The sequence below is a fragment of the Mesorhizobium sp. Root552 genome, from assembly GCF_001427285.1.
Lineage (GTDB): Bacteria > Pseudomonadota > Alphaproteobacteria > Rhizobiales > Rhizobiaceae > Mesorhizobium.
Genome location: NZ_LMFV01000023.1, coordinates 251,478 through 269,825 on the forward strand (window position 1 = coordinate 251,478; position 18,348 = coordinate 269,825).

At 59.9% G+C, this 18,348-nt stretch carries 17 protein-coding genes and 1 pseudogene; 9 read left to right on the forward strand and 9 right to left on the reverse strand.

Features of this window, described 5'->3' with window-relative positions:
* Window positions 1-304 precede the first annotated feature (304 nt).
* Window positions 305-937, forward strand: a complete 633-nt coding sequence (locus ASD50_RS11975; RefSeq protein WP_056241093.1) for an HAD family hydrolase — start codon at window positions 305-307, stop codon at window positions 935-937.
* 19 nt (window positions 938-956) lie between these two features.
* Here ASD50_RS11975 and ASD50_RS11980 read toward each other — a convergent pair whose 3' ends face one another.
* Window positions 957-1,724: a class II aldolase and adducin N-terminal domain-containing protein gene (locus ASD50_RS11980; RefSeq protein ID WP_056241542.1), complete on the reverse strand. Its 768-nt coding sequence runs from the start codon at window positions 1,722-1,724 to the stop codon at window positions 957-959.
* A 150-nt stretch (window positions 1,725-1,874) separates the two neighbouring features.
* Here ASD50_RS11980 and ASD50_RS11985 point away from each other — a divergent pair, with 150 nt between their 5' ends.
* From ASD50_RS11985 to guaA, 3 genes are all read left to right on the forward strand, one after another.
* A complete protein-coding gene (locus ASD50_RS11985; RefSeq protein ID WP_056241095.1) occupies window positions 1,875-2,333 on the forward strand; it encodes a PaaI family thioesterase in 459 nt (152 codons plus the stop codon).
* A gap of 1 nt (window position 2,334) precedes the next feature.
* Window positions 2,335-3,006, forward strand: a complete 672-nt coding sequence (locus tag ASD50_RS11990; RefSeq protein WP_056241098.1) for a 5'-methylthioadenosine/S-adenosylhomocysteine nucleosidase — start codon at window positions 2,335-2,337, stop codon at window positions 3,004-3,006.
* Between the two features lie 105 nt (window positions 3,007-3,111).
* Complete coding sequence (gene guaA / locus ASD50_RS11995) at window positions 3,112-4,674, forward strand: glutamine-hydrolyzing GMP synthase (RefSeq protein WP_056241108.1); 1,563 nt, start codon at window positions 3,112-3,114, stop codon at window positions 4,672-4,674.
* A gap of 98 nt (window positions 4,675-4,772) precedes the next feature.
* Here the strand turns inward: guaA and ASD50_RS12000 are convergent, their stop codons facing one another.
* From ASD50_RS12000 to ASD50_RS12020, 5 genes and pseudogenes are all read right to left on the reverse strand, one after another.
* Window positions 4,773-5,657, reverse strand: a complete 885-nt coding sequence (locus tag ASD50_RS12000) for a fumarylacetoacetate hydrolase family protein (protein WP_056241110.1) — start codon at window positions 5,655-5,657, stop codon at window positions 4,773-4,775.
* Between the two features lie 15 nt (window positions 5,658-5,672).
* A complete protein-coding gene (locus tag ASD50_RS12005; RefSeq protein ID WP_162252012.1) occupies window positions 5,673-6,992 on the reverse strand; it encodes an MFS transporter in 1,320 nt (439 codons plus the stop codon).
* A gap of 175 nt (window positions 6,993-7,167) precedes the next feature.
* Window positions 7,168-7,860 (reverse strand): annotated as a pseudogene (locus ASD50_RS12010) (dienelactone hydrolase family protein).
* Window positions 7,861-7,931: 71 nt separating this feature from the next.
* A complete protein-coding gene (locus ASD50_RS12015; RefSeq protein ID WP_056241115.1) occupies window positions 7,932-8,552 on the reverse strand; it encodes a cupin domain-containing protein in 621 nt (206 codons plus the stop codon).
* A 74-nt stretch (window positions 8,553-8,626) separates the two neighbouring features.
* Complete coding sequence (locus ASD50_RS12020; protein ID WP_056241118.1) at window positions 8,627-9,007, reverse strand: Rieske (2Fe-2S) protein; 381 nt, start codon at window positions 9,005-9,007, stop codon at window positions 8,627-8,629.
* 460 nt (window positions 9,008-9,467) lie between these two features.
* Between ASD50_RS12020 and ASD50_RS12025 the strand changes: the two genes are divergently transcribed.
* The gene (locus ASD50_RS12025) at window positions 9,468-10,280 is read left to right on the forward strand and encodes an IclR family transcriptional regulator (RefSeq protein WP_056241119.1); all 813 of its coding nucleotides are present in this window, start codon (window positions 9,468-9,470) and stop codon (window positions 10,278-10,280) included.
* 26 nt (window positions 10,281-10,306) lie between these two features.
* Here the strand turns inward: ASD50_RS12025 and ASD50_RS12030 are convergent, their stop codons facing one another.
* Window positions 10,307-10,960: a Crp/Fnr family transcriptional regulator gene (locus tag ASD50_RS12030; RefSeq protein ID WP_200952399.1), complete on the reverse strand. Its 654-nt coding sequence runs from the start codon at window positions 10,958-10,960 to the stop codon at window positions 10,307-10,309.
* Between the two features lie 991 nt (window positions 10,961-11,951).
* Here ASD50_RS12030 and ASD50_RS12035 point away from each other — a divergent pair.
* Window positions 11,952-12,758 carry a response regulator transcription factor gene (locus ASD50_RS12035; protein ID WP_156465065.1) on the forward strand — a complete coding sequence of 269 codons (807 nt, stop codon included), beginning with the start codon at window positions 11,952-11,954 and terminating at the stop codon, window positions 12,756-12,758.
* Between the two features lie 127 nt (window positions 12,759-12,885).
* Here the strand turns inward: ASD50_RS12035 and ASD50_RS12040 are convergent, their stop codons facing one another.
* Together ASD50_RS12040 and ASD50_RS12045 are read right to left on the reverse strand one after the other, a co-directional pair.
* Window positions 12,886-13,569, reverse strand: a complete 684-nt coding sequence (locus ASD50_RS12040; RefSeq protein WP_082549609.1) for a sugar transferase — start codon at window positions 13,567-13,569, stop codon at window positions 12,886-12,888.
* Between the two features lie 498 nt (window positions 13,570-14,067).
* Entirely contained in the window at window positions 14,068-14,988 is a 921-nt protein-coding gene (locus tag ASD50_RS12045; RefSeq protein WP_056241549.1) for a glycosyltransferase, read from the reverse strand.
* A gap of 233 nt (window positions 14,989-15,221) precedes the next feature.
* Here ASD50_RS12045 and ASD50_RS12050 point away from each other — a divergent pair, with 233 nt between their 5' ends.
* From ASD50_RS12050 to ASD50_RS12060, 3 genes are all read left to right on the forward strand, one after another.
* Window positions 15,222-15,611 carry a hypothetical protein gene (locus ASD50_RS12050; protein WP_056241133.1) on the forward strand — a complete coding sequence of 130 codons (390 nt, stop codon included), beginning with the start codon at window positions 15,222-15,224 and terminating at the stop codon, window positions 15,609-15,611.
* Window positions 15,612-15,788: 177 nt separating this feature from the next.
* Entirely contained in the window at window positions 15,789-17,336 is a 1,548-nt protein-coding gene (locus ASD50_RS12055) for a GumC family protein (RefSeq protein WP_056241136.1), read from the forward strand.
* 1 nt (window position 17,337) lies between these two features.
* On the forward strand, window positions 17,338-18,342 hold the full coding sequence (locus tag ASD50_RS12060) for a CpsD/CapB family tyrosine-protein kinase (protein WP_156465053.1): 1,005 nt from the start codon (window positions 17,338-17,340) through the stop codon (window positions 18,340-18,342).
* Window positions 18,343-18,348: the final 6 nt, after the last annotated feature.

An 18,348-nucleotide genomic window follows, 5' to 3' on the forward strand; every position in this document is an offset into this window, starting at 1 on the left:
TCCCCCCTTGAGGGGGAGATGGCCGGCAGGCCAGAGGGGGGTGCCTGACGAGGCACTCGATCGGCAACCGGATCGAGCCTTTTCCTCCAAAGGGAGAGAAAGCGCGCTGTCGCCCAGAGTAGTGCCGCGATGTCACGGCATGGATCCCGGATATTGCTTCCTCGCTTCGCTCGAAAGCGAATTCCGGGATGACGAGGGTGAGTTCCTGCGTTGGCTGGCCATACCCACGCGGGTTCCTGGTTTATCTCTTCCGCTGCACCGTCTATGAACGTCAGGACGAAGTTCGGGGCAAAGGAAGCCTTGCATGACGCCGAAAGCGGTTTTCTGGGATATGGATGGTACGCTGGTGGACAGCGAGCCCTTGCACGAGGCCGCATTGCGGACCGCCCTCGAGGAAGAAGGCATCGTGCCGCCGTCCGACCTGGCCGAGCGCGTCATCGGCATCGCGGCCAGCGTCGTCTACGAGATGTTCCGCGAGGAATATGGCCTGCGTGTTCCGTATGACGAATGGATTGCGCGCAAGTACGGCCATTACCTGCCACTGGTCGAGAAACTTGTCCCGCGACCCGGCGCGCTCGAGATTTTTCGCGAACTGAAGGCAATGAGCGTTCAGCAGGCGGTGGTGTCGAATTCGGACCGCATCGTGGTCGATGTCAATCTGCGCGCTGTCGGCCTGTCCTATCCCGGCATGAAGTCGATAAGCCGCAATGATGTGCGCGAAGGAAAGCCCCATGCCGAGCCGTTCCTGCGCGCGGCGTTTCTCGCTGGCGTCGATCCTTCGGATGCGGTGGCAATCGACGATAGTTGGACTGGCGTGAATTCAGGGCTTGCCGCCGGCATGAAGACGATTTTCTGGCCGGAGCGGCCAATGGCCGGTCCCGCCGGCGCGATCGTCGTCAATTCACCGCAGGAGTTGCGGCAGGTCCTAGGCCTTTGATCCTAGCCGAAAGGCACGCTCAGTTGCGGTAGACTGGCTCTTCATCATCCAGAATGGCTTTGAGCTCGCTCAGGTGCCGTTCGGCCTGTCCCGGATAGTCGTCCAGTTCCCGCGCGGTCTTTTCGGCGATCTCGTCCGAAAGAACGCGCAGCGGTTGCCCGGTCCACAATGCCTTGATGTAGGTTTCGGCTGCACGCTCGAAATAGAACATGCGGTTGAAGGCGTCCGCCACGCTGTCGCCGACCACCAGCACACCGTGATTGCCCATCACCATCACCTTGTTCTTTGGATCGGCCAGCAAAGCCGAGCAGCGCTCGCCCTCTTCCTCGAAGGCAAGCCCGCCATAGCTTTCGTCGACGACATGGCGATTGAAGAAGGTGGCGCAGTTCTGGTCGATGGGAGGCAATCTGGAATCTGCCAACGAGGCAAGCACCGTGGCGTGAATGGAGTGGACATGCATGACGCAGCGGGCATGTGAAACGTTGCGATGGATGGCTCCGTGCAGGCCCCACGCAGTCGGATCGGGTGCATTGGGGCCGTTGAGCGTTTCGGGATCGTTGGCATCGATCAAGAGCAGGTCGCTCGCCTTGATGCGGGAAAAGTGCGCCTGGTTGGGGTTCATCAGGAAGCGGGTGCCATCGTCCTTCACCGCCAGCGAGAAATGGTTCGCCACGGCCTCATGCATGTTGAGGCGCGCCGTCCAGCGGAAAGCGCAGGCGAGATCGACGCGCTCTTCGTAAAAAGGAAGATTGGTCAGGGTTTCCTTTTGCAGCCTTGCGATGCTCATGGACATGTCCTCCGTTGGCTGAAGATGCAGCGGCGGGAAGGCCGGAACAACTGCTAATTCTTGGGCCAGCCGGCAAATCAGCGCTGATGCGATTGTGCAGGCCGGCTTGCTCTGCAATAAGCGCTTCCGCATGAGGCGAGGGCATTGACGATGGCGGCGAAGATCGTACCGGCTCCCGATTATGAAGAGCGCGTGAGGGCTTCCTTCGCGCGCCAGCAGGCAATGGCCACCATTGGCGCGGAGCTGACGCTTGTGACGCCGGGCATCGTCGAGATCGAGATGCCCTTTTCCAGCACGCTCACCCAGCAGCATGGCTTCCTGCACGCAGGTGTCATTTCCACCGCACTCGATTCGGCCTGTGGTTACGCGGCGTTTTCGCTGATGCCCGAAAACGCCAGCGTGCTGACCATCGAGTTCAAGGTCAATCTGCTGGCGCCCGGCAAGGGCGACCGCTTCCTGTTTCGCGGTTCGGTCACCAAGCCCGGCCGCACCATCATCGTTGCCGACGGCCAGGCATATGCCTTCGGCGCCGATGGCGAGGCCAAGCTCATCGCCACCATGACCGGCACGATGATGACTGTCGCCGGCCGCGACGGGATCGCCGGCTGACATGGGCACGGCAACCATAGCCGGCAAGCGCATTCTTTTCGTGATGGCGCTCGATGCCGAATATGGCCCGGCGTTGCGCAAGCTGTTCGTGCCGTTCATGACAGGGGTCGGTCCGGTCGAGGCGGGCGTGAAGCTGGGTGCGGAACTGGCGCGGCTGAACGCGGCCGGCGCGTTGCCAGACCTGGTCGTGTCGCTCGGCTCTGCCGGTTCGCGGACGCTCGAGCAGACGGAAGTCTACCAGGCGGTGTCGGTTGCCTATCGCGACATGGATGCTTCAGCGCTTGGCTTTGCGAAGGGCGAGACGCCTTTCCTCGGCCTGCCGGCGACTTTGGCGTTGCCGCATCTCGTGCCCGGCGTGAAGCCGGCAAGCCTGTCCACCGGCGCGTCGATCATCTCGGGCAGCGCCTACGACGCCATTGCCGAAGACATGGTCGACATGGAAACCTACGCCTGCCTGCGGGCCTGCCAGTTGTTCGACATGCCGCTGGTCGCGCTGCGTGGCATCTCCGACGGGGCGGCGGAGTTGAAGCATATCGATGACTGGACGGAATACCTTCACGTGATCGATGGCAAGCTGGCAGCAGCGATCGGCCTGCTGGAAGCGGCGCTTCAGGCAGGCATGCTTCGGATTCCGCAACCCGGACTTGGCGACCACAATTTATCCGATGGATGAACCAATGCCCGGCGCGTGACTCATTGCATGAAGCCGCGGAATCGGATTGTCAGCTTCCGCTACTAACCCATTGCGCTGACTCAAGTTCTTCTTTAAACGCCCGCCATGACGACGACCAATCACTCCGACACCATCCTCATCATCGACTTCGGCAGCCAGGTGACGCAATTGATCGCCCGGCGCGTGCGCGAGGCCGGCGTTTACTGCGAAATCGTGCCGTTCCAATCGGCGGACGAAGCGTTCAAGCGCATCCGGCCGAAGGGCGTCATCCTCTCCGGCAGTCCGCACTCCACCGTCGATATCGGCAGCCCGCGCGCGCCTGATACGGTTTTTGCCGCAGGTATTCCGGTGCTTGGCATCTGCTATGGCGAGCAGACCATGTGCGCGCAGCTTGGCGGCAAGGTCGAGGCCGGGCATGAGCGCGAGTTCGGTCGCGCCTTCATCGAGATCGAAGACGACTGCGCCCTGTTCGACGGCGTCTGGGCCAAGGGGACCAGACACCAGGTGTGGATGAGCCACGGCGACCGCGTCACCGCCATCCCGCCGAGCTTCAAGGTGGTGGGCACCTCGAACGGCGCACCCTTTGCGGCCATCGCCGACGAGAAGCGGCGCTTCTACGCGGTGCAGTTCCACCCCGAGGTGGTGCACACGCCGGACGGCGCGAGGCTGCTCGCAAATTTCGTCAACAACATCGTCGGCCTGAAGGGCGAGTGGACGATGGCGGCCTACCGCGAACACGCGGTCGAGGCGATCCGCAAGCAGGTCGGCAAGGGCAAGGTCATCTGCGCGCTGTCGGGCGGCGTCGATTCTTCTGTGGCGGCGCTGCTCATCCATGAAGCCGTCGGCGACCAGCTCACCTGCATCCTCGTCGACCACGGCCTGATGCGAAAGAACGAAGCCGCCAGCGTGGTGGCGATGTTCCGCGAGCACTACAATCTGCCGCTGATCCTGGTCGATGCGTCCGAGCGTTTCATCTCGGCGCTGGAGGGCGAGAGCGACCCGGAGAAGAAGCGCAAGACCATCGGTCGGCTGTTCATCGAAGTGTTCGAGGAAGAGGCGAAGAAGCTCGGCGGCGCAGATTTCCTTGCCCAGGGCACGCTCTATCCGGACGTCATCGAAAGCGTGTCCTTCACTGGCGGACCGTCGGTGACGATCAAGTCGCACCACAATGTCGGCGGTCTGCCCGACCGCATGAACATGCAGCTAGTCGAGCCGCTGCGCGAACTGTTCAAGGACGAGGTGCGCCTTCTCGGCAAGGAGTTGGGCTTGCCGGAAAGCTTCATCGGCCGCCATCCGTTCCCGGGGCCGGGCCTTGCCATCCGCTGTCCGGGCGGCATCACGCGCGAGAAGCTCGACATCTTGCGCGAGGCCGATGCGGTCTATCTCGACGAGATCCGCAAGGCCGGCCTCTACGACGCCATCTGGCAGGCGTTCGCCGTGCTGTTGCCGGTGCAGACGGTGGGCGTCATGGGCGATGGGCGCACCTACGAGTTCGTATGCGCGCTGCGTGCCGTGACTTCGGTCGATGGCATGACTGCGGACTTTTATCACTACGATATGGAATTCCTCGGCCGCGCCGCGACCCGTATCATCAACGAGGTCAAGGGCATCAACCGCGTCGTCTACGACGTGACCTCGAAGCCGCCGGGCACCATCGAGTGGGAATAGGGGCATCGGCGGCAATGGCGTCGTTGCCGCCGATTGTTTGATCTCGTTCTTAGGCGAACGCACTCGCCCGGCAAGGGCCGGTCGCGGCCGAAAGCAGGCTACGCGACCCTCTGGCCGAGCGTCTCGGTTCGGGCCGAGACATGGACGGTCATCGTCCCCAGACCCTTGATCTCGGCCAGTATCACATCGCTCGGCCTGATGGGGCTTACGCCCTCGGGCGTTCCGGTCAGGATCACGTCACCCGGCTGGAGCGTGTAGAACGAAGACGCAAACTCGATCAGCTCCGGCACGCCGAGGATCAGGTCGGCGGTGTTGGATTTCTGCCGCGTCTCGCCGTTGACCCGTATTTGCAGGTCGAGACGGCCCGGATCGGGAATTTCGTCGGCGGTCGTGAGCCAGGGGCCAAGCACGGTGTAAGTGTCGGGCGACTTCCTGAAACTGCGCTCCTCCGGTCCACGGATCGTGATGTCGAGACCGATGCAATAGCCGGCAACATGTTGCAGGGCTTCCGCGCGGGATATGCGGTCGGCCGTGCGTCCGATCACCACCGCCAACTCAACCTCGTGATCGTTGCGGCGATCCAGCTTTCGCAACTGGATGCCCTGTCCCGCGCCGACCAGCGAACTGCCTGCCTTCAGGAACAGGCCCGCCTTTTCGATGTGGTTGATCTTGACGTCGTGGTGCAGGTCGGCATTGGCCAACACTTCTTCCAGATGCTTGCGGTAGTTGACCGGGGCCGCGATGACCTTGCCCGGATTGGCCACCGGGCTGAGCAGGCACGCCTCCTCCAGCCGCAGCCGCTTCGATTGTCCTCGAAGCGCGCCGATCCGGTGAGTTACCGCCTCGATATTCGCGATCAGCGGGTCGAAGGGCGGCAGCGGATAGCCGGATCGCGGTATGGCATCCAGCGCCTCGGTGACGTCGATGACCTCCTGGCCATCGATCACACCCAGTCGATTGTCGTTGAAACGACAGAGCTTCATTTCGGTGATCTCCCGTTACGCCGCTGCCGGCTTCAAGATTTTCGTCAGCGCAAAGCAGGCCACGGCTCCGATAATGAGCGGTGCAGCCGCATAGACGTAAAGCGCGCTGATCGGCAGTTGCATGCCGACAAGAATGCCGCCGACGACCGGGCCGAGAACGGCGCCGACGCGGCCGATGCCGAAGGCGAATCCCGCACCGTTGGCACGGCATGAAGTTGGATAAAGCATGCCCGGCGTCGCGTTCAGGCCAAACTGCAGGCCAAGGACGCAGAAGCCGCCGATGAATGCTGCAAACAGCATCAGATCGGGCCAAGACGTTGCCAGATAGCCGAGCGAGGCGACCACGGGCACCGCAATGCAGAACATGATCGTGATGGGCTTGAGGCCTTGCTTGTCCACCAGCCGGCTCAGAGCAAGCCCGCCGCAAGTTCCACCCAACTGGAAGATCGTCAGGGCGAGAACGCCGCGCGTCGCTGTGCCGTCCACCGTCGAAACGAGTGTCGGCATCCAGCTGTTGATGAAATAGAAGATCATCAGGTTGATCGCGAAGACCAGCCACAACAAGGGTGTCGCAAAAGCGAACTTTCCCTCGAACAACTGCCTCAGACGGAACTTGCTGCCCGCCGCCTCATGGGTGACGAACTGATCGTTTTCGTTGACGTCGATGCCGGGGTCGAGGCGACGCAGCATTTCGATGGTGCGTTGCTTGTCGCCGCGCAACGCCAGGTACCGGACGGACTCCGGCAGCGTGAAGCAAAGGCAAAGAGCGACGGCGATCATGATGACCCCGCCGAGCGAGAACAGAATCTGGAAGCCATGCGTCGGCACCAGCCACATGGATACGAGGCCGGGCAGCGAAGCGCCGAAGGTGTTGCCGGTGAACATGAGGATGACCATGGTGGCGCGCAAACGCTTCGGCGCATATTCGGCACTCAACGCAACCGCGTTTGGAAACACCCCGCCAATGCCTACGCCAGCAAGAAAACGCAGTATCGAAAGCTCGCCGAGCGAGGACGCCCAGGCTGCGGCTAGCGTGAAAACACCGAAAATCATGCAGGAAACGATGGTCCCGACCTTTCGCCCATAGCGATCGCCGACATTGCCGAGGGCAAGCGATCCGATCAGGATTCCAAACAGGCTTGCACCCAGCATCGGCCCTAGCTCGGCGCGATCGATACCCCAGTCCGAAACAAGATGCGGGCCCGAAAAGGCCGCGGCCGTGATGTCATAGCCGTCCAGCATCATCACAATAAAAAGCCAGAACAGAAGATTGATGTTAAATCGACCAATCTTCAAATTATCGATGGTATCTTCCACATTGACGATGCGCGACATGGGTTCCCCTCCCTTGGAAACCTTCGGCTCATGGCTAGGCCGAGGCCGAAATATTTTGTTGTTCGTTGGCCGTGTGGCTTGGCAATTCCGTCCGGCAAATCCCTCGTCTGTGCTGGTTCTCCTAGCTTGATGATTTGGGCGCGCGCCTTGGTGTAGAATGCTCGCCTGACGCTCGTTATTTCGCTCGATACCAGTCCAGATACGCCATGGACCTTCGCCATGCTTCCTGCGCAGCGATCGGCCGGTAGACCTCCGGCCGGTAGTCTTCGTGGAACGCATGACCAGCGCCCGGATAGGTGTAGATTTCCGCCGGATGCGATTTGAGACGCGACCTCAGTGTTTCGACGTCGCCTTGCGAGATCAGCGGGTCCTGCTCGCCATAGTGTCCTAGCTACGGACACTTCAGGTTCTGTGCCGCATCATGCGGTGAGACCGGCTTGCGGTCGCTTGTTTCGCCATATCGGATCGTTCCGTAGAACGCGATGGCGCAAGCAAGGCCTTCTATTTCCGAGGCAGCCAGGATTGCAAAGCTTCCTCCGACGCAAAATCCCATCACCGAGATTCGCCTGCTGTCGATATCCGGGCGCGACTTCAGAAACTCAACATTGGCGGCGACATCGGCCAACACATCGCGATCCGACAGCGATGCGACGGCGGCCATGATCTTCGCACGGTCACCCAGGTCCGGCACGCCTCCGGATCTTGCGTAGTAATCCAGCGCGACGCTGGCATATCCTTGCCCGGCCAAGCTGTCCGACATGCGATCAATGTAGGAATTCAGGCCGGCAACCGCCGGCAGGATGATGACAGCGGGTGACGGATCGCCCGCTGCATCCTTGAACACACTGCCAGCAGAGCCGCCTTGCATCGAAGTCGTGGTGGAATTCAAGATGGTCTCCCTTGCGACGAAGGTGGATGCTGGCAGTTGCGAACCGGCCGTCAATTAGCCGTTTTGATAAGGATCGACTTGAGGTTCGCGACGTCTTCTTCATGCTCGTCCGCATTCCATGAAGCCGCTTCGGACTTGACGATGTGCTGGATGTTTTCCTGGCCCATCGGCTCTTCCCAGAACAGCGCACGCATCTGTGCGAGGATCGGCAAATCGTGGATCGAGAACATGATCAGGTCCTCGTCGCCGGTATTGAAGAACTGGTGTTCGTTCCAGGCCGGGCAGGTCAGGACGTCGCCGGCCTTGAAATCAATCTCGGTGCCATTGACGATGGCGCGGCCCTTGCCCTGCACCCAGTAATAGAGAGCAACCGAATTGTGCTTGTGCGGCGGCAGATGCTCGCCCGGACGAAAGCGCTGAAAGCCCGCAAACAATGCCGGCGATGCGCCCGGCGCTCCGGCCCAGGAATTGTTCACCAGGCACACCGCACGCCGATAGCTCGGATAGCGCTTCGGGTCTGCTTCCATCCCATCCATCACCTTGACGATGTCGTCCCAGCGCCAGATTGCGGGTGGAGTTTCAGGCTGCACCAACCTTTTGAAATAGGTGTCGATGTCCATCACCTCAGCGTTGCTGAGATCGGGCCTCTTCTTTTCGATATCCATATCCATGGCAGTTCTCTCCTCACCAAAAACTATGATTGCCTACTTATTCGGATGCCCATCCGTGGTTGGCGCGCATCGAATTACCTCGCGGCATTTGCCTTCGGCGAAGCAATGCTTCCGCCGACAAACACCGTCCTGTCCCTGATTATGACCTTGAAGGTGCGGACCGGTCGGCCTTCGTCGCCCGAAGGCTCCGACGCGACGATTTCACCGCGAACCACATCGTGCTTCCAGCCGTGCGCGCGGCAACGGACGGCGTTGCCTTCCAGGCATCCGTTCGAAAGCTTCACTCCCCAGTGCAGGCAGCGATCTTCGAAAGCGTGAAAAGAGCCGTCGATATTGGCCAGCACCAAGGCGCGATCCGAAACGACGAACCGCTTCATGCTTCCCGGCGCCAATTCGTCGATGTGGGCAACCGCAACGAACTCATCCTGCTCATCGAATGACGAGGCTGTTTCCATTCGCGCGGTCCTCCCACAAACCGACAGGCTCGAAACGAGCTCTTCTTGACAGGGTTCAGTTGTTCTATATATTGAACAATGATCTGTATGTTGAACAACATTTAACATGGAATTTTTTCAGGCACAAGCAGGTGATGCGATTTTCGTGTGCGGCGGCTGGACGTGCCGGGATCCAGGCCCGGCGGCGGCAATCCCGGGCGGATGTGGTCCACGAAATACGATGCGGGTTTTGGAAGGCTGGATGCGGCACAAAGCCGGGCAGGCATCATCGCCGCGACGAGCCAAGGCGCCTCGGCAGCCAGCCCTTCCATTGCGGTGCCTGCCGATTGGTTCCGCCTTGCAGGGGATGATGACGGCGATGCGCGACGAAATCCGGTGCGAACCGCTGCAGTGGCGTCGCTTGACTTAGGCGTCAACGAAAGTCCACGAGTGCAGGCAAATCATCGAAAGACAAAATGCAATGCAGACAGGAAAACCTCAGTCGAGTGAACAGGCCGAAGCAAAGGGGGCCGTCTCATTGGTTCCCGCGGTCGAACGCGCGGCCGCCATTTTGCAATATCTTCAGGAAAACGCGATCCCGACGCAGTGCACGGTTACAAAGATTGCCAAGGCGATCGATGTCCACAAAAGCAGTTGCAGCTACATTTTGCGAACCCTGGAGTTCTCCAACCTGGTCGAATACGACCCCACGACGAAAGCGTACTCGCTGGGCTCCTCGTTGATAGTGCTGGGAGCCACCGCCGCGCAGCGCCGCGATATCCTGATGATCGGACAGCGGCCGATCGAGGCGCTGGTGCAGGAAACGGGCCTGACCTGCCTGACCTTCACCCAATTGGCCAACAAGAGCTTCCTGATCATCGCAAAGACGGACAGTCCGCGCGAAATCAAGGTCACGATCGACATCGGCAAATACTTCGCGGCCGGAACGCCTGCGCTGTCGCGCGTGGCAATGGCAAGCATGAGCCAAGCCGATGTCGATGACTATATCGCGACCCACTGCCAGACGAAATTCACGGCGCTGACCAAGACCGACCGCGAGACGATCCTCCAGGAGATCGGGCAGGTGCGCGAAAATGGATATGCGCTGAGCGTGGGCGAGTATTATGCCGGAAATACAGTTGCCGTAGCGCCGGTTTTCTCACCGAACGACGACGTGTGCCGGGGCATTTGTCTGATTGGCTTTACGTCGCAGGTGCCAGCCGAGGATATGCCGCTTCTCGGCGAAAAGGTGCGGGCGACCGCCCACGCGATCACGCAAGGCCTTGGCGGATAAAGCCGGGCTGCTGCAATGGCCGAGGCTCAACCCGGCTTGAGGTGGTCCATATAGGTGAAGTCGAAATCCGTGAGCTGGGCGAGCCGGTCCCGGTCGAGGAAGGTGACCACGCCGTCCCGGAAAAGAAGAAGGTCGGATTCGCGAAGGTGCCGCAATACGCGGTTGAGATGGATGGCGGTGATGCCGACGGCATCGGCGACGATGCTTTGCGAAAGCGGACATCGGTAGGTGGTTGCCGAGCCGAGCCCGATCAGTTCCATCCTCGCGCCGAGTTCGAGCAGGAAGTGGGCGGTGCGTGCCATGGCGTCGCGCTTGCCGACGCAGACGAGGTGCTCCGTCACCATCGCTTCGTCCCGCGACGCCGCCCACAAAAGCGTCATGATCAGTCGCGGCGTCAGGCGAAACGCTTCCCATAGCCGGTCGGTGTTGATCTTGCTGACCTCGACATTGGTCAGCGCCACGACGCTTTGGTCGGAGTTTCGCAACAAAAGGCTGCGCAGGCCGATGAAGTCGCCCGGTATCTCGATCTCGACGATCTGGCGCGCGCCATCACGCAATCGTTTATAGGCACAGGTCCATCCGTCGTGCAGGATATACGCCGCGTGCTGCTGTTGCCCCTCATAGATGAGTTCCTTGCCCGCAGCGACAAAGGTGCGCGCGCCTTGCAGCGTTTCGAGCATAGCCGCCTCCTGGGGACCAAGCGTCGTATACGCCCCCAATTTGCGGAAAATGGCATCCGTGCGAGCTACCATGTTGCAGGCAGGCTCCAATCTGTGGTTGTGATCACTAGCTGCAATCTGGATTATAGTACCCTAATTAAGCATGAAGCACTAATTTAAGTTAATATCGAATGTGCAAATAGCCTTGAAATTCAAGCTATTCAATATTCGCGTAAGTCTTGCACAAGCTTCATGGATGGTTTTTCGAAGGTTGCAGGCGAAAATTCTTTACGCGGTGGATTTCGCAGGGGTGCCCGGCGAGCGTTCCTCGATCCTTGCTGAATAGGGCGCATACATCGGAATGCGTAGGGCCGCAGCCCAAAAATCACCCCGGCTTTTATTTCGGAAACCACAGTAAGTCCGCCCGAAGTGTCCGCGACTGACACTATTCGGAAAAATATGATCGGAACGGACAATTTTAACGGATCGATATATTCGGAAGGAAACTTGAGGGCCGCTGTTTATCTGATTCGCGATTCGGGCCAGGAATCAAGGTCTGCGGAATCTCCAGGGCACCTCCCGGGTCAGGCGCAGGGCCACAGGCAAGACGATATACTCGATTCCTGAGTTTATGCACGGCCATGATCGGCGGAAATATTCGCCTAGGTTTCAAATTGTTAGTCAGAGAATGATTGAGTATGGTAATTTAGCTCGCATTTTATTAGAATAATATGTGTAAAGTTTATAAATTAACCAACTAAGCCGATCGGATATGAGATATTGGGGAAAAAGATCATAAATTTAAAACTTCGTTAACCTAAATTAATGACTAGTACAATCTTTTTATCTATTCCAGTCTGGTGCAATAGTCCGCGAAACCGAGTTTGGATCCCTGTGGGACAGGGTGGCGCCATTGGCAGATGCCAAGGGCGGCTGGTGTTCGGGGAAGCGGTGGGGAAGGCGGCCTGCGGCCTTGGTGCCGTAGGGAAAGGAGCTACGTGTCATGACACTTATGGGAGAAATGAACGTTAATCATACCCAGTTCGACTTTCAGCAGCAGTCTGTCAGACCTGACGATGGCGACAGCGTTGCGGATATGTCGGCATTGCCTGCCAAGTTCGTGGTGATGATCGATTCCAGGGCGCTCGGCCGCGAGTGCTTCGTACAGAGTGTGGCGGCCCAGAAGTCGGGCATGAATGTGCTTGCCTTTGCGTCGATCGAAGAATGGAAGATGCAGAGGCTGCACCACCCGTCGGCTTCCGCCATCCTTGTCAATGTCGGCAGCCGTAAGATCACGGAACCGTCCGTGGCCGACGAGATAAGGAACCTCTCGGCGGAACTTGAGGGCGTACCGGTCATCGTTCTGGCTGACGGCGACGAACTGCCGCAAATCGTCAAGGCATTGGAATGCGGTGCGCGCGGCTACATTCCGTCGTCGGTAAACATCCAGGTTTGCATCGAGGCGATCGGGCTGGCGCTTGCCGGCGGCGTGTTCGTCCCGGCAAGCAGCGTGATGGCAATGCGCCAGATGTTGGAATCCGGCGCCGAGCCTGCACGTCCGATGGCTGGAATGTTCACCTCGCGGCAGACCGAAGTGGTCGAAGCGCTGCGTCGTGGCAAGGCCAACAAGATCATCGCCTACGAACTCAACCTTCGCGAAAGCACGGTCAAGGTTCATATCCGCAACATCATGAAGAAGCTCAAGGCCACCAACAGGACCGAAGTTGCCTTCAAGATCAATGATTTGTTCCCGGGCGATTTCGTCGTGCCGTCGCACAGCATCCACGCTGGCGCCCGCATGCCGGTCATTCATTCGTGACCAAGAGAGCTTAGGCCTCATTTCTGACCGAGGCCGGGCCGCCATGCTTAGCATTGGCGGCCCGTTTTTATGGGTCGGTTCCCCGTTTTTATGGCTCGGTTCTTTGTGAGGGCGCGAAATCCCGGATTCACAGGCCGGTGCCGCGAAACACCACCCCGACGGTCTGGAAGATGATCTGCAGATCAGTTCCAAACGACATGATGCGCGCGTAGCGCGTGTCATGCAGGGCGCGTTCCGTGAAGGTGCAGTTGTTGCGGTCGCTGACCTGCCAAAGGCCTGTCAGGCCGGGGCGAAGCTCGAAATAGGCCGTGCCTGGATATTGCGAGCGCTGGTCGAGGCACATCGGGCGCGGCCCGACAAGCGACATCTGCCCCAGGAACACGTTGAACAGCTGCGGCAGCTCGTCCAGAGAATACTTGCGCAGGAACTGGCCTACCCTGGTAATGCGGGGATCCTGCCTGAGCTTCTGATTGAGGTCCCATTCGATTCGCGCCGCCGGATTGGCCTTCAGATATTGCTCCAGCTTGGCCTCTGCATCCGGCACCATCGTGCGCAGCTTCCAAAGCTTGAAAGCCTTTCCGTTCCGGCCGACGCGTGGCTGAGCGTAAAACGCCTTGCCGCCGTCGAGCTTGACCAGCAGCGCCATGGCGCCGACCAGGCCGAGCGCGACTGGCGCCACGGCCACGGTGGCCGCGACATCGAAGCCGCGCTTGAAACCGAAATAGATTTGACGAGACCATGGCTTTCGATTGCCTTCCGGCAAGTCGAACGGCAGGCCATGGATGTGCGTTCTGGAATATTCTTCCAGCATAGACTGCCCCGCCCAATGATACGTGCTTCCGGCGTCCGAACGCCAAAGCCAAGCCCAAGTGAACGTCTTCAGGAGGGAGCAAGTCCGTCACGGAATAGTTCACATTAATAAAAGCTTAACCAGTTATAATTTTTGGCAGCAATGCATCGACTTTAGACAGTTCGATCTAGATACAGAAAGTAGTCTTTCCGCACTTGCAAAATTCTTCTTGAGCAACGTGTGATTCGGCAGGGGTAACGCCGGAAATTTCAGCTTTTTTCTAAGCCGATAAGGGAATCTCCAGCGGGTTTTTGTTTTCCCGCGAGGCCGGATGACCAACCTTCTCTCAAACTGCACTTGTTCAAAGTGTGCAGGAGGTATCTCCGATCGATAGATATCCTATGCGAATGGAGAATGTTGCGGTGCAGCGCGCATCAAAAAGGATGAGGCTTTTGGCGTAAGGCTACACGCAAGGCGTAGGCCGAATGAAGCGCAATGGTCCATCGGGTGTAAAACTGGTCAGGACTTTTCCCTGTTCCAGGTTCCGACCACTGCGGCGCTGTTGTCTTTAAGCGCAAGGCCGAACATGCGCCTGGCCCGGTAGAGGCGGATACGGGTCAGGCAGACCAGCGCCAGCCATCGGGCGCGCAAGCCGCCGATACGGCTAGATCGTATGATTGAGATGGCTCCGGGCAATGGCGACACCGCAAGCGCCGCTGCGGTGGCGAGCCAGCGGGCCATGGCCTTGCTGCTGCCGACATTGTGGAATTCGTGCGCGACGTGCCTGTCCCATCGCCTTGCCAGTTCCGCGAAAGACTTGCACGAGTTCGTGAGCACCTTGGCTTGCGGCAGATAGGCGATCTTGAAGCCCATGGCGGTTGCCCGTTGCCCCCACTCGGTGTCTTCCATGGTGGCGATGCCGCCGAATGGTCCAACGGCGCGAAAAACGGACGCCCTGACCGCCATGTTGCCTGTCGCCGCAAACCCGTATTTCTGGACATAGTCACGGGCGCGATAACTGTAGATGCTTTCATAGGCCTCGACGCCCGTCAGCCTGGCTGGGTCGGCCGGCAGGATGCCGATGTCGCCGCCTAGAAAGCCGGTGTCGGGGTTTTGCTCCAGATGCTCGACGATGGAGCGCACCCAGCCGGGGCACGCGACGCAGTCGGCATCGATGAAGGCGATCAGCTCGGCTTGCGCCATGCCCGCGCCGAAGTTGCGCGCCGGCCCAGGCCCCGGTGTCGCCTCCCGGTGCAGATGCACATTCGGCAGTCCGGCGCAGGCTTGCGTGGGCAGTTGTGCGGAACCGTTGTCCACCACGATGATTTCGAAGTCGATCCCGTCCCGCCGTTGTTCAACGAGCGAAAGCAGGCAGCGACGCAGGTCATGCGGCTCATTGAGATGCGGGATGACGACGCTCAATCGAGGAGGCGAATCCATGGCATTTCCTGTCGACAGGTCGGCGCGGTGCCGCAACTCCGGCAAGCGTCGCGCGCATGAAGACTTTTGATAGCAAGCATCGGCCAAGCTTACGCATAAGCTTTATGGAGTAAGATGAATCGCACGCAACCGGCGCTGCGATAGCCGAATGACCAGATGGAAAAGCCCCCGGGATAGGTCAGTATCGCTTTTGAAGCTGATGCGCCGGGCGCGTCGACGCAACGGAGAAGATCATGGCCTTGTTCGGATTCAGGGTTCGCAGCGCCGATCGGGACAGTGCAGGCGACGCCGCGCGCATGCAGCGCCTTGCCGACACGCTGTCTGCACTCGTCGCGGAAATCGAGCGCGAACGGTCCGGCCTCAAGGCAAGGCGCGAACAGGCTGCCGAAAACGCCGCCTTCTCGATGGCGGCATTCGAAGACGACGGTGCCGATCATTTGTCGGGGAAGGTGGATGGCCTGACAAGTTCGATGTCCAGATATTCCGACCGAATCGCCGTACTGCAGGCGCAGGCTGACTTCGTCGAGGGGCTGCTGGAAGACATTGCGCTCTTCACCCGCGAATATGGAATCGAGATACATGGCCCGGCAGCCGCGCTGCATCGCACGGGAAGCGGTTATTGAAGCTGCGACCTAGACCCTTTTGTATAGCCCGAGGTGACAGGCTGTCCCGCAAAAGGATTAGGCCTGTTGGCCGTTGCTGACACCCTTAGCACCTATCAGCGGTCTATCGCCTGCTAGGCTGAAACTCGAAAATGCACGGGCTGGCATGAGTGCCGGTTTACAGTTGTTGGGCCTGCCATGGGTGATATCGATATCCGTTTTTATCTCTCGCTGCTTTTGCGGCGGCTGCCACAGGTGGCGGCGATCATCGCCGTCTGCACCGTCGGTGGCATAGCGGTTGCCCTGTTGGTGCCGCCGCTCTATCGCGCAAGCGCGAAGATACTTGTCGAGGCTCCGCAGATCCCCACGGAAATGGCTCGGTCTACCGTGCCCATCAGTGCGGTTGAGCAGTTCGAAGTCATCCAGCAGGAGGTAACGACCCAGGAAAAGCTGCAGGATATGGCCAAGCGGCTCGACGTCTATGGCAGCGACATCGCCAAGATGTCGGCGACCGACATAGCCGACAACATGCGCGACCGCCTCCATTTCGAACAGGTCCAACTGGAAACGCAAGGGAGGGGCGAAGGTGCCACCGTATTTGCCATTTCCTTCGATGCCAAGGACCCGCAGCTTGCCGCGAGCGTAGTCAATGATCTGGTCGACCGTGTCGTTGACAAGAACCTCAGCCTGCGCACAGGCCGGGCTGGTGAAACGATGAAGTTCTTCGACCAGGAGGTCGACAGGCTGGGCAAGGAACTGAGCGGACTGGAAGCCGAAATCCTGCAATTCAAGAATGCCAACAAGGATGCGCTTCCCGACAGCCTGGATTTCCGGCGCAGTCAGCAAAGCGGCCTGCAGGACAGGCTGTCCCAGTTGGAGCGGGAAGAGGCCGGCCTGCGCAGCCGGCGAAACAATCTCGTCCAGCTCTTCCAGAATACCGGGCAGTTGGCGGCCACGGGGCCGCTGAGCCCCGAGCAGCAAATGCTCCAGGACATGAACAGGGCGCTTGCCGATCAGCTCAGCATCTTTTCCGAAACCAGCCCGAACATCGTGGCGTTGCGCAAGCGCATAGCGGCCCTTCAGGAGCAGATCACCAATTCGGGCGGGGCCAACAAGAAGGCGGGTCCTACCGAACTCGACCTGCAACTTTCGGATATTGACGAGCGGCTGCTCTATATCACCGAGGAGAAGGCATCCATTGCCGAAAACCTCGCCAAGCTGACGAAAACGATTGCCGCGACGCCGGGCAACGACACCAAGCTCAGCGCGCTCGAGCGCACGCGTAACAACATCCAGGCCCAATACAATTCCGCCACCGCCCTTCAGGCCCAGGCATCGACGGGCGAGCAGATCGAAGCGCGCTCCAAGGGCGGCCGTTTTTCGGTGGTGGAACCTGCCGTCGCCCCGGAAAAGCCGATCCGGCCAAACAAGCTGCGCATAGTGGCCACAAGCATTCTGGCCGGCATAGGCGGCGGGCTTGGCCTGGTATTGATGCTTGAACTGCTCAACAAGACCGTGCGTCGCCCGTCTGAACTCGCAGAACTGCTGGAGACCCAGCCGCTGGCCACCATTCCCTATATTCTCAGCCCCGAGGAGAAGCGGTCGAAATTCCGGCGGCTGCGATTGGGCATGGCCTTGACCGGCAGCATCGCCGTTGCGGCCCTGCTTGGCGTCGGGGCTTCTGAAATTGCCGCTCCCGGTCCTCAAAATACGGCCCTCGGCCTCTTTGCCGACGGGACCCTCTGACGTGACACGAAAGCAGGAAGGTAAAAGGGCCGTGCTGGAAGGTACAAAAGCTGAAGGTATGGAGCTGATCCAGGCCGCGCTGGTCAAGGCAAAGGCCCAGCAACAGATACCCGCGCCTGCGAAGAAGAGGGCAGGCAGGCGGCCGCCGGTGCCGTTTGCGCCCGTGCCCCAGCAGATTTCCGTGCCGTCGCAAAAGAAGCCGGCAAAAAAACACAAGACCAACGGCAAGGCGCAGCCGATGCCGTCCGCCCCTCTCCCCGTTGAAGCGCTGGCGCGCCCCGCGCTTTTGCCCGCCGCATCTCCGGCATCGGTTTGGGACAGCCTGCAAATAGGAAGGCCGGACCCTTGGCGTATCGAGCAGGGCCGTCTGGTCACCGTTGGCCGCACCGATCCCGCACATGTCGCGTTCGACATCCTGCGCACCAAGGTCATGCACGTGATGCGCGAGAATGACTGGAAATCCCTGATGATCACGTCGCCAACGGCACGCTGCGGCAAGACGGTCGTGGGGCTGAACCTTGCCTTCTCGCTCGCCAACCAGAAGGATTGCCGCACGGCGCTGGTGGACCTCGACCTGCGCCGGCCGCAGGTGGCAGAGGTGCTGGGCGTCAAGGCGCCGCCTTCCATGGAAGAGTTCCTGAAGGGCAACATCACGGTCGAGAACATGTTTTCGCGCTACGGCGAAAACCTTGCCGTCGCCGCCAACAATCGCCCCGTGCGCATGGCTGCGGAGTTGCTGCAAAGCCCCGAGGCGGCGCATGCTGTATCGTCGGTGCGCCAGAAGCTTGCAGCCGATATCGTCATCTTCGACCTGCCGCCGATGCTGGCCAACGACGATGTCATGGGGTTCCTGCCCAATGTCGATTGCGCCATCCTCGTCGTCGCGGCCGAGGAAAGCACGGTCTCGGAAGTCGATCTGTGCGAACGCGAATTGTCGGAAAAAACCAATCTGCTCGGCACCGTGCTCAACAAGTGTCGCTACGCGCCTGAAAAGTACGGGTACTGACTGGAG

Coding starts and splice junctions, on each gene's coding strand:
- ASD50_RS12015 (WP_056241115.1), bottom strand. CDS start 8,552: ATGGATATGGATATCGAAAAGAAGAGGCCCGATCTCAGCAACGCTGAG.
- ASD50_RS12000 (WP_056241110.1), bottom strand. CDS start 5,657: ATGAAGCTCTGTCGTTTCAACGACAATCGACTGGGTGTGATCGATGGC.
- ASD50_RS12045 (WP_056241549.1), bottom strand. CDS start 14,988: ATGGATTCGCCTCCTCGATTGAGCGTCGTCATCCCGCATCTCAATGAG.
- ASD50_RS12030 (WP_200952399.1), bottom strand. CDS start 10,960: ATGCTCGAAACGCTGCAAGGCGCGCGCACCTTTGTCGCTGCGGGCAAG.
- ASD50_RS11975 (WP_056241093.1), top strand. CDS start 305: ATGACGCCGAAAGCGGTTTTCTGGGATATGGATGGTACGCTGGTGGAC.
- guaA (WP_056241108.1), top strand. CDS start 3,112: ATGACGACGACCAATCACTCCGACACCATCCTCATCATCGACTTCGGC.
- ASD50_RS12020 (WP_056241118.1), bottom strand. CDS start 9,007: ATGGAAACAGCCTCGTCATTCGATGAGCAGGATGAGTTCGTTGCGGTT.
- ASD50_RS12025 (WP_056241119.1), top strand. CDS start 9,468: ATGCAGACAGGAAAACCTCAGTCGAGTGAACAGGCCGAAGCAAAGGGG.
- ASD50_RS11980 (WP_056241542.1), bottom strand. CDS start 1,724: ATGAGCATCGCAAGGCTGCAAAAGGAAACCCTGACCAATCTTCCTTTT.
- ASD50_RS12040 (WP_082549609.1), bottom strand. CDS start 13,569: ATGCTGGAAGAATATTCCAGAACGCACATCCATGGCCTGCCGTTCGAC.
- ASD50_RS12035 (WP_156465065.1), top strand. CDS start 11,952: ATGGGAGAAATGAACGTTAATCATACCCAGTTCGACTTTCAGCAGCAG.
- ASD50_RS12005 (WP_162252012.1), bottom strand. CDS start 6,992: ATGTCGCGCATCGTCAATGTGGAAGATACCATCGATAATTTGAAGATT.
- ASD50_RS12055 (WP_056241136.1), top strand. CDS start 15,789: ATGGGTGATATCGATATCCGTTTTTATCTCTCGCTGCTTTTGCGGCGG.
- ASD50_RS12050 (WP_056241133.1), top strand. CDS start 15,222: ATGGCCTTGTTCGGATTCAGGGTTCGCAGCGCCGATCGGGACAGTGCA.
- ASD50_RS11985 (WP_056241095.1), top strand. CDS start 1,875: ATGGCGGCGAAGATCGTACCGGCTCCCGATTATGAAGAGCGCGTGAGG.
- ASD50_RS11990 (WP_056241098.1), top strand. CDS start 2,335: ATGGGCACGGCAACCATAGCCGGCAAGCGCATTCTTTTCGTGATGGCG.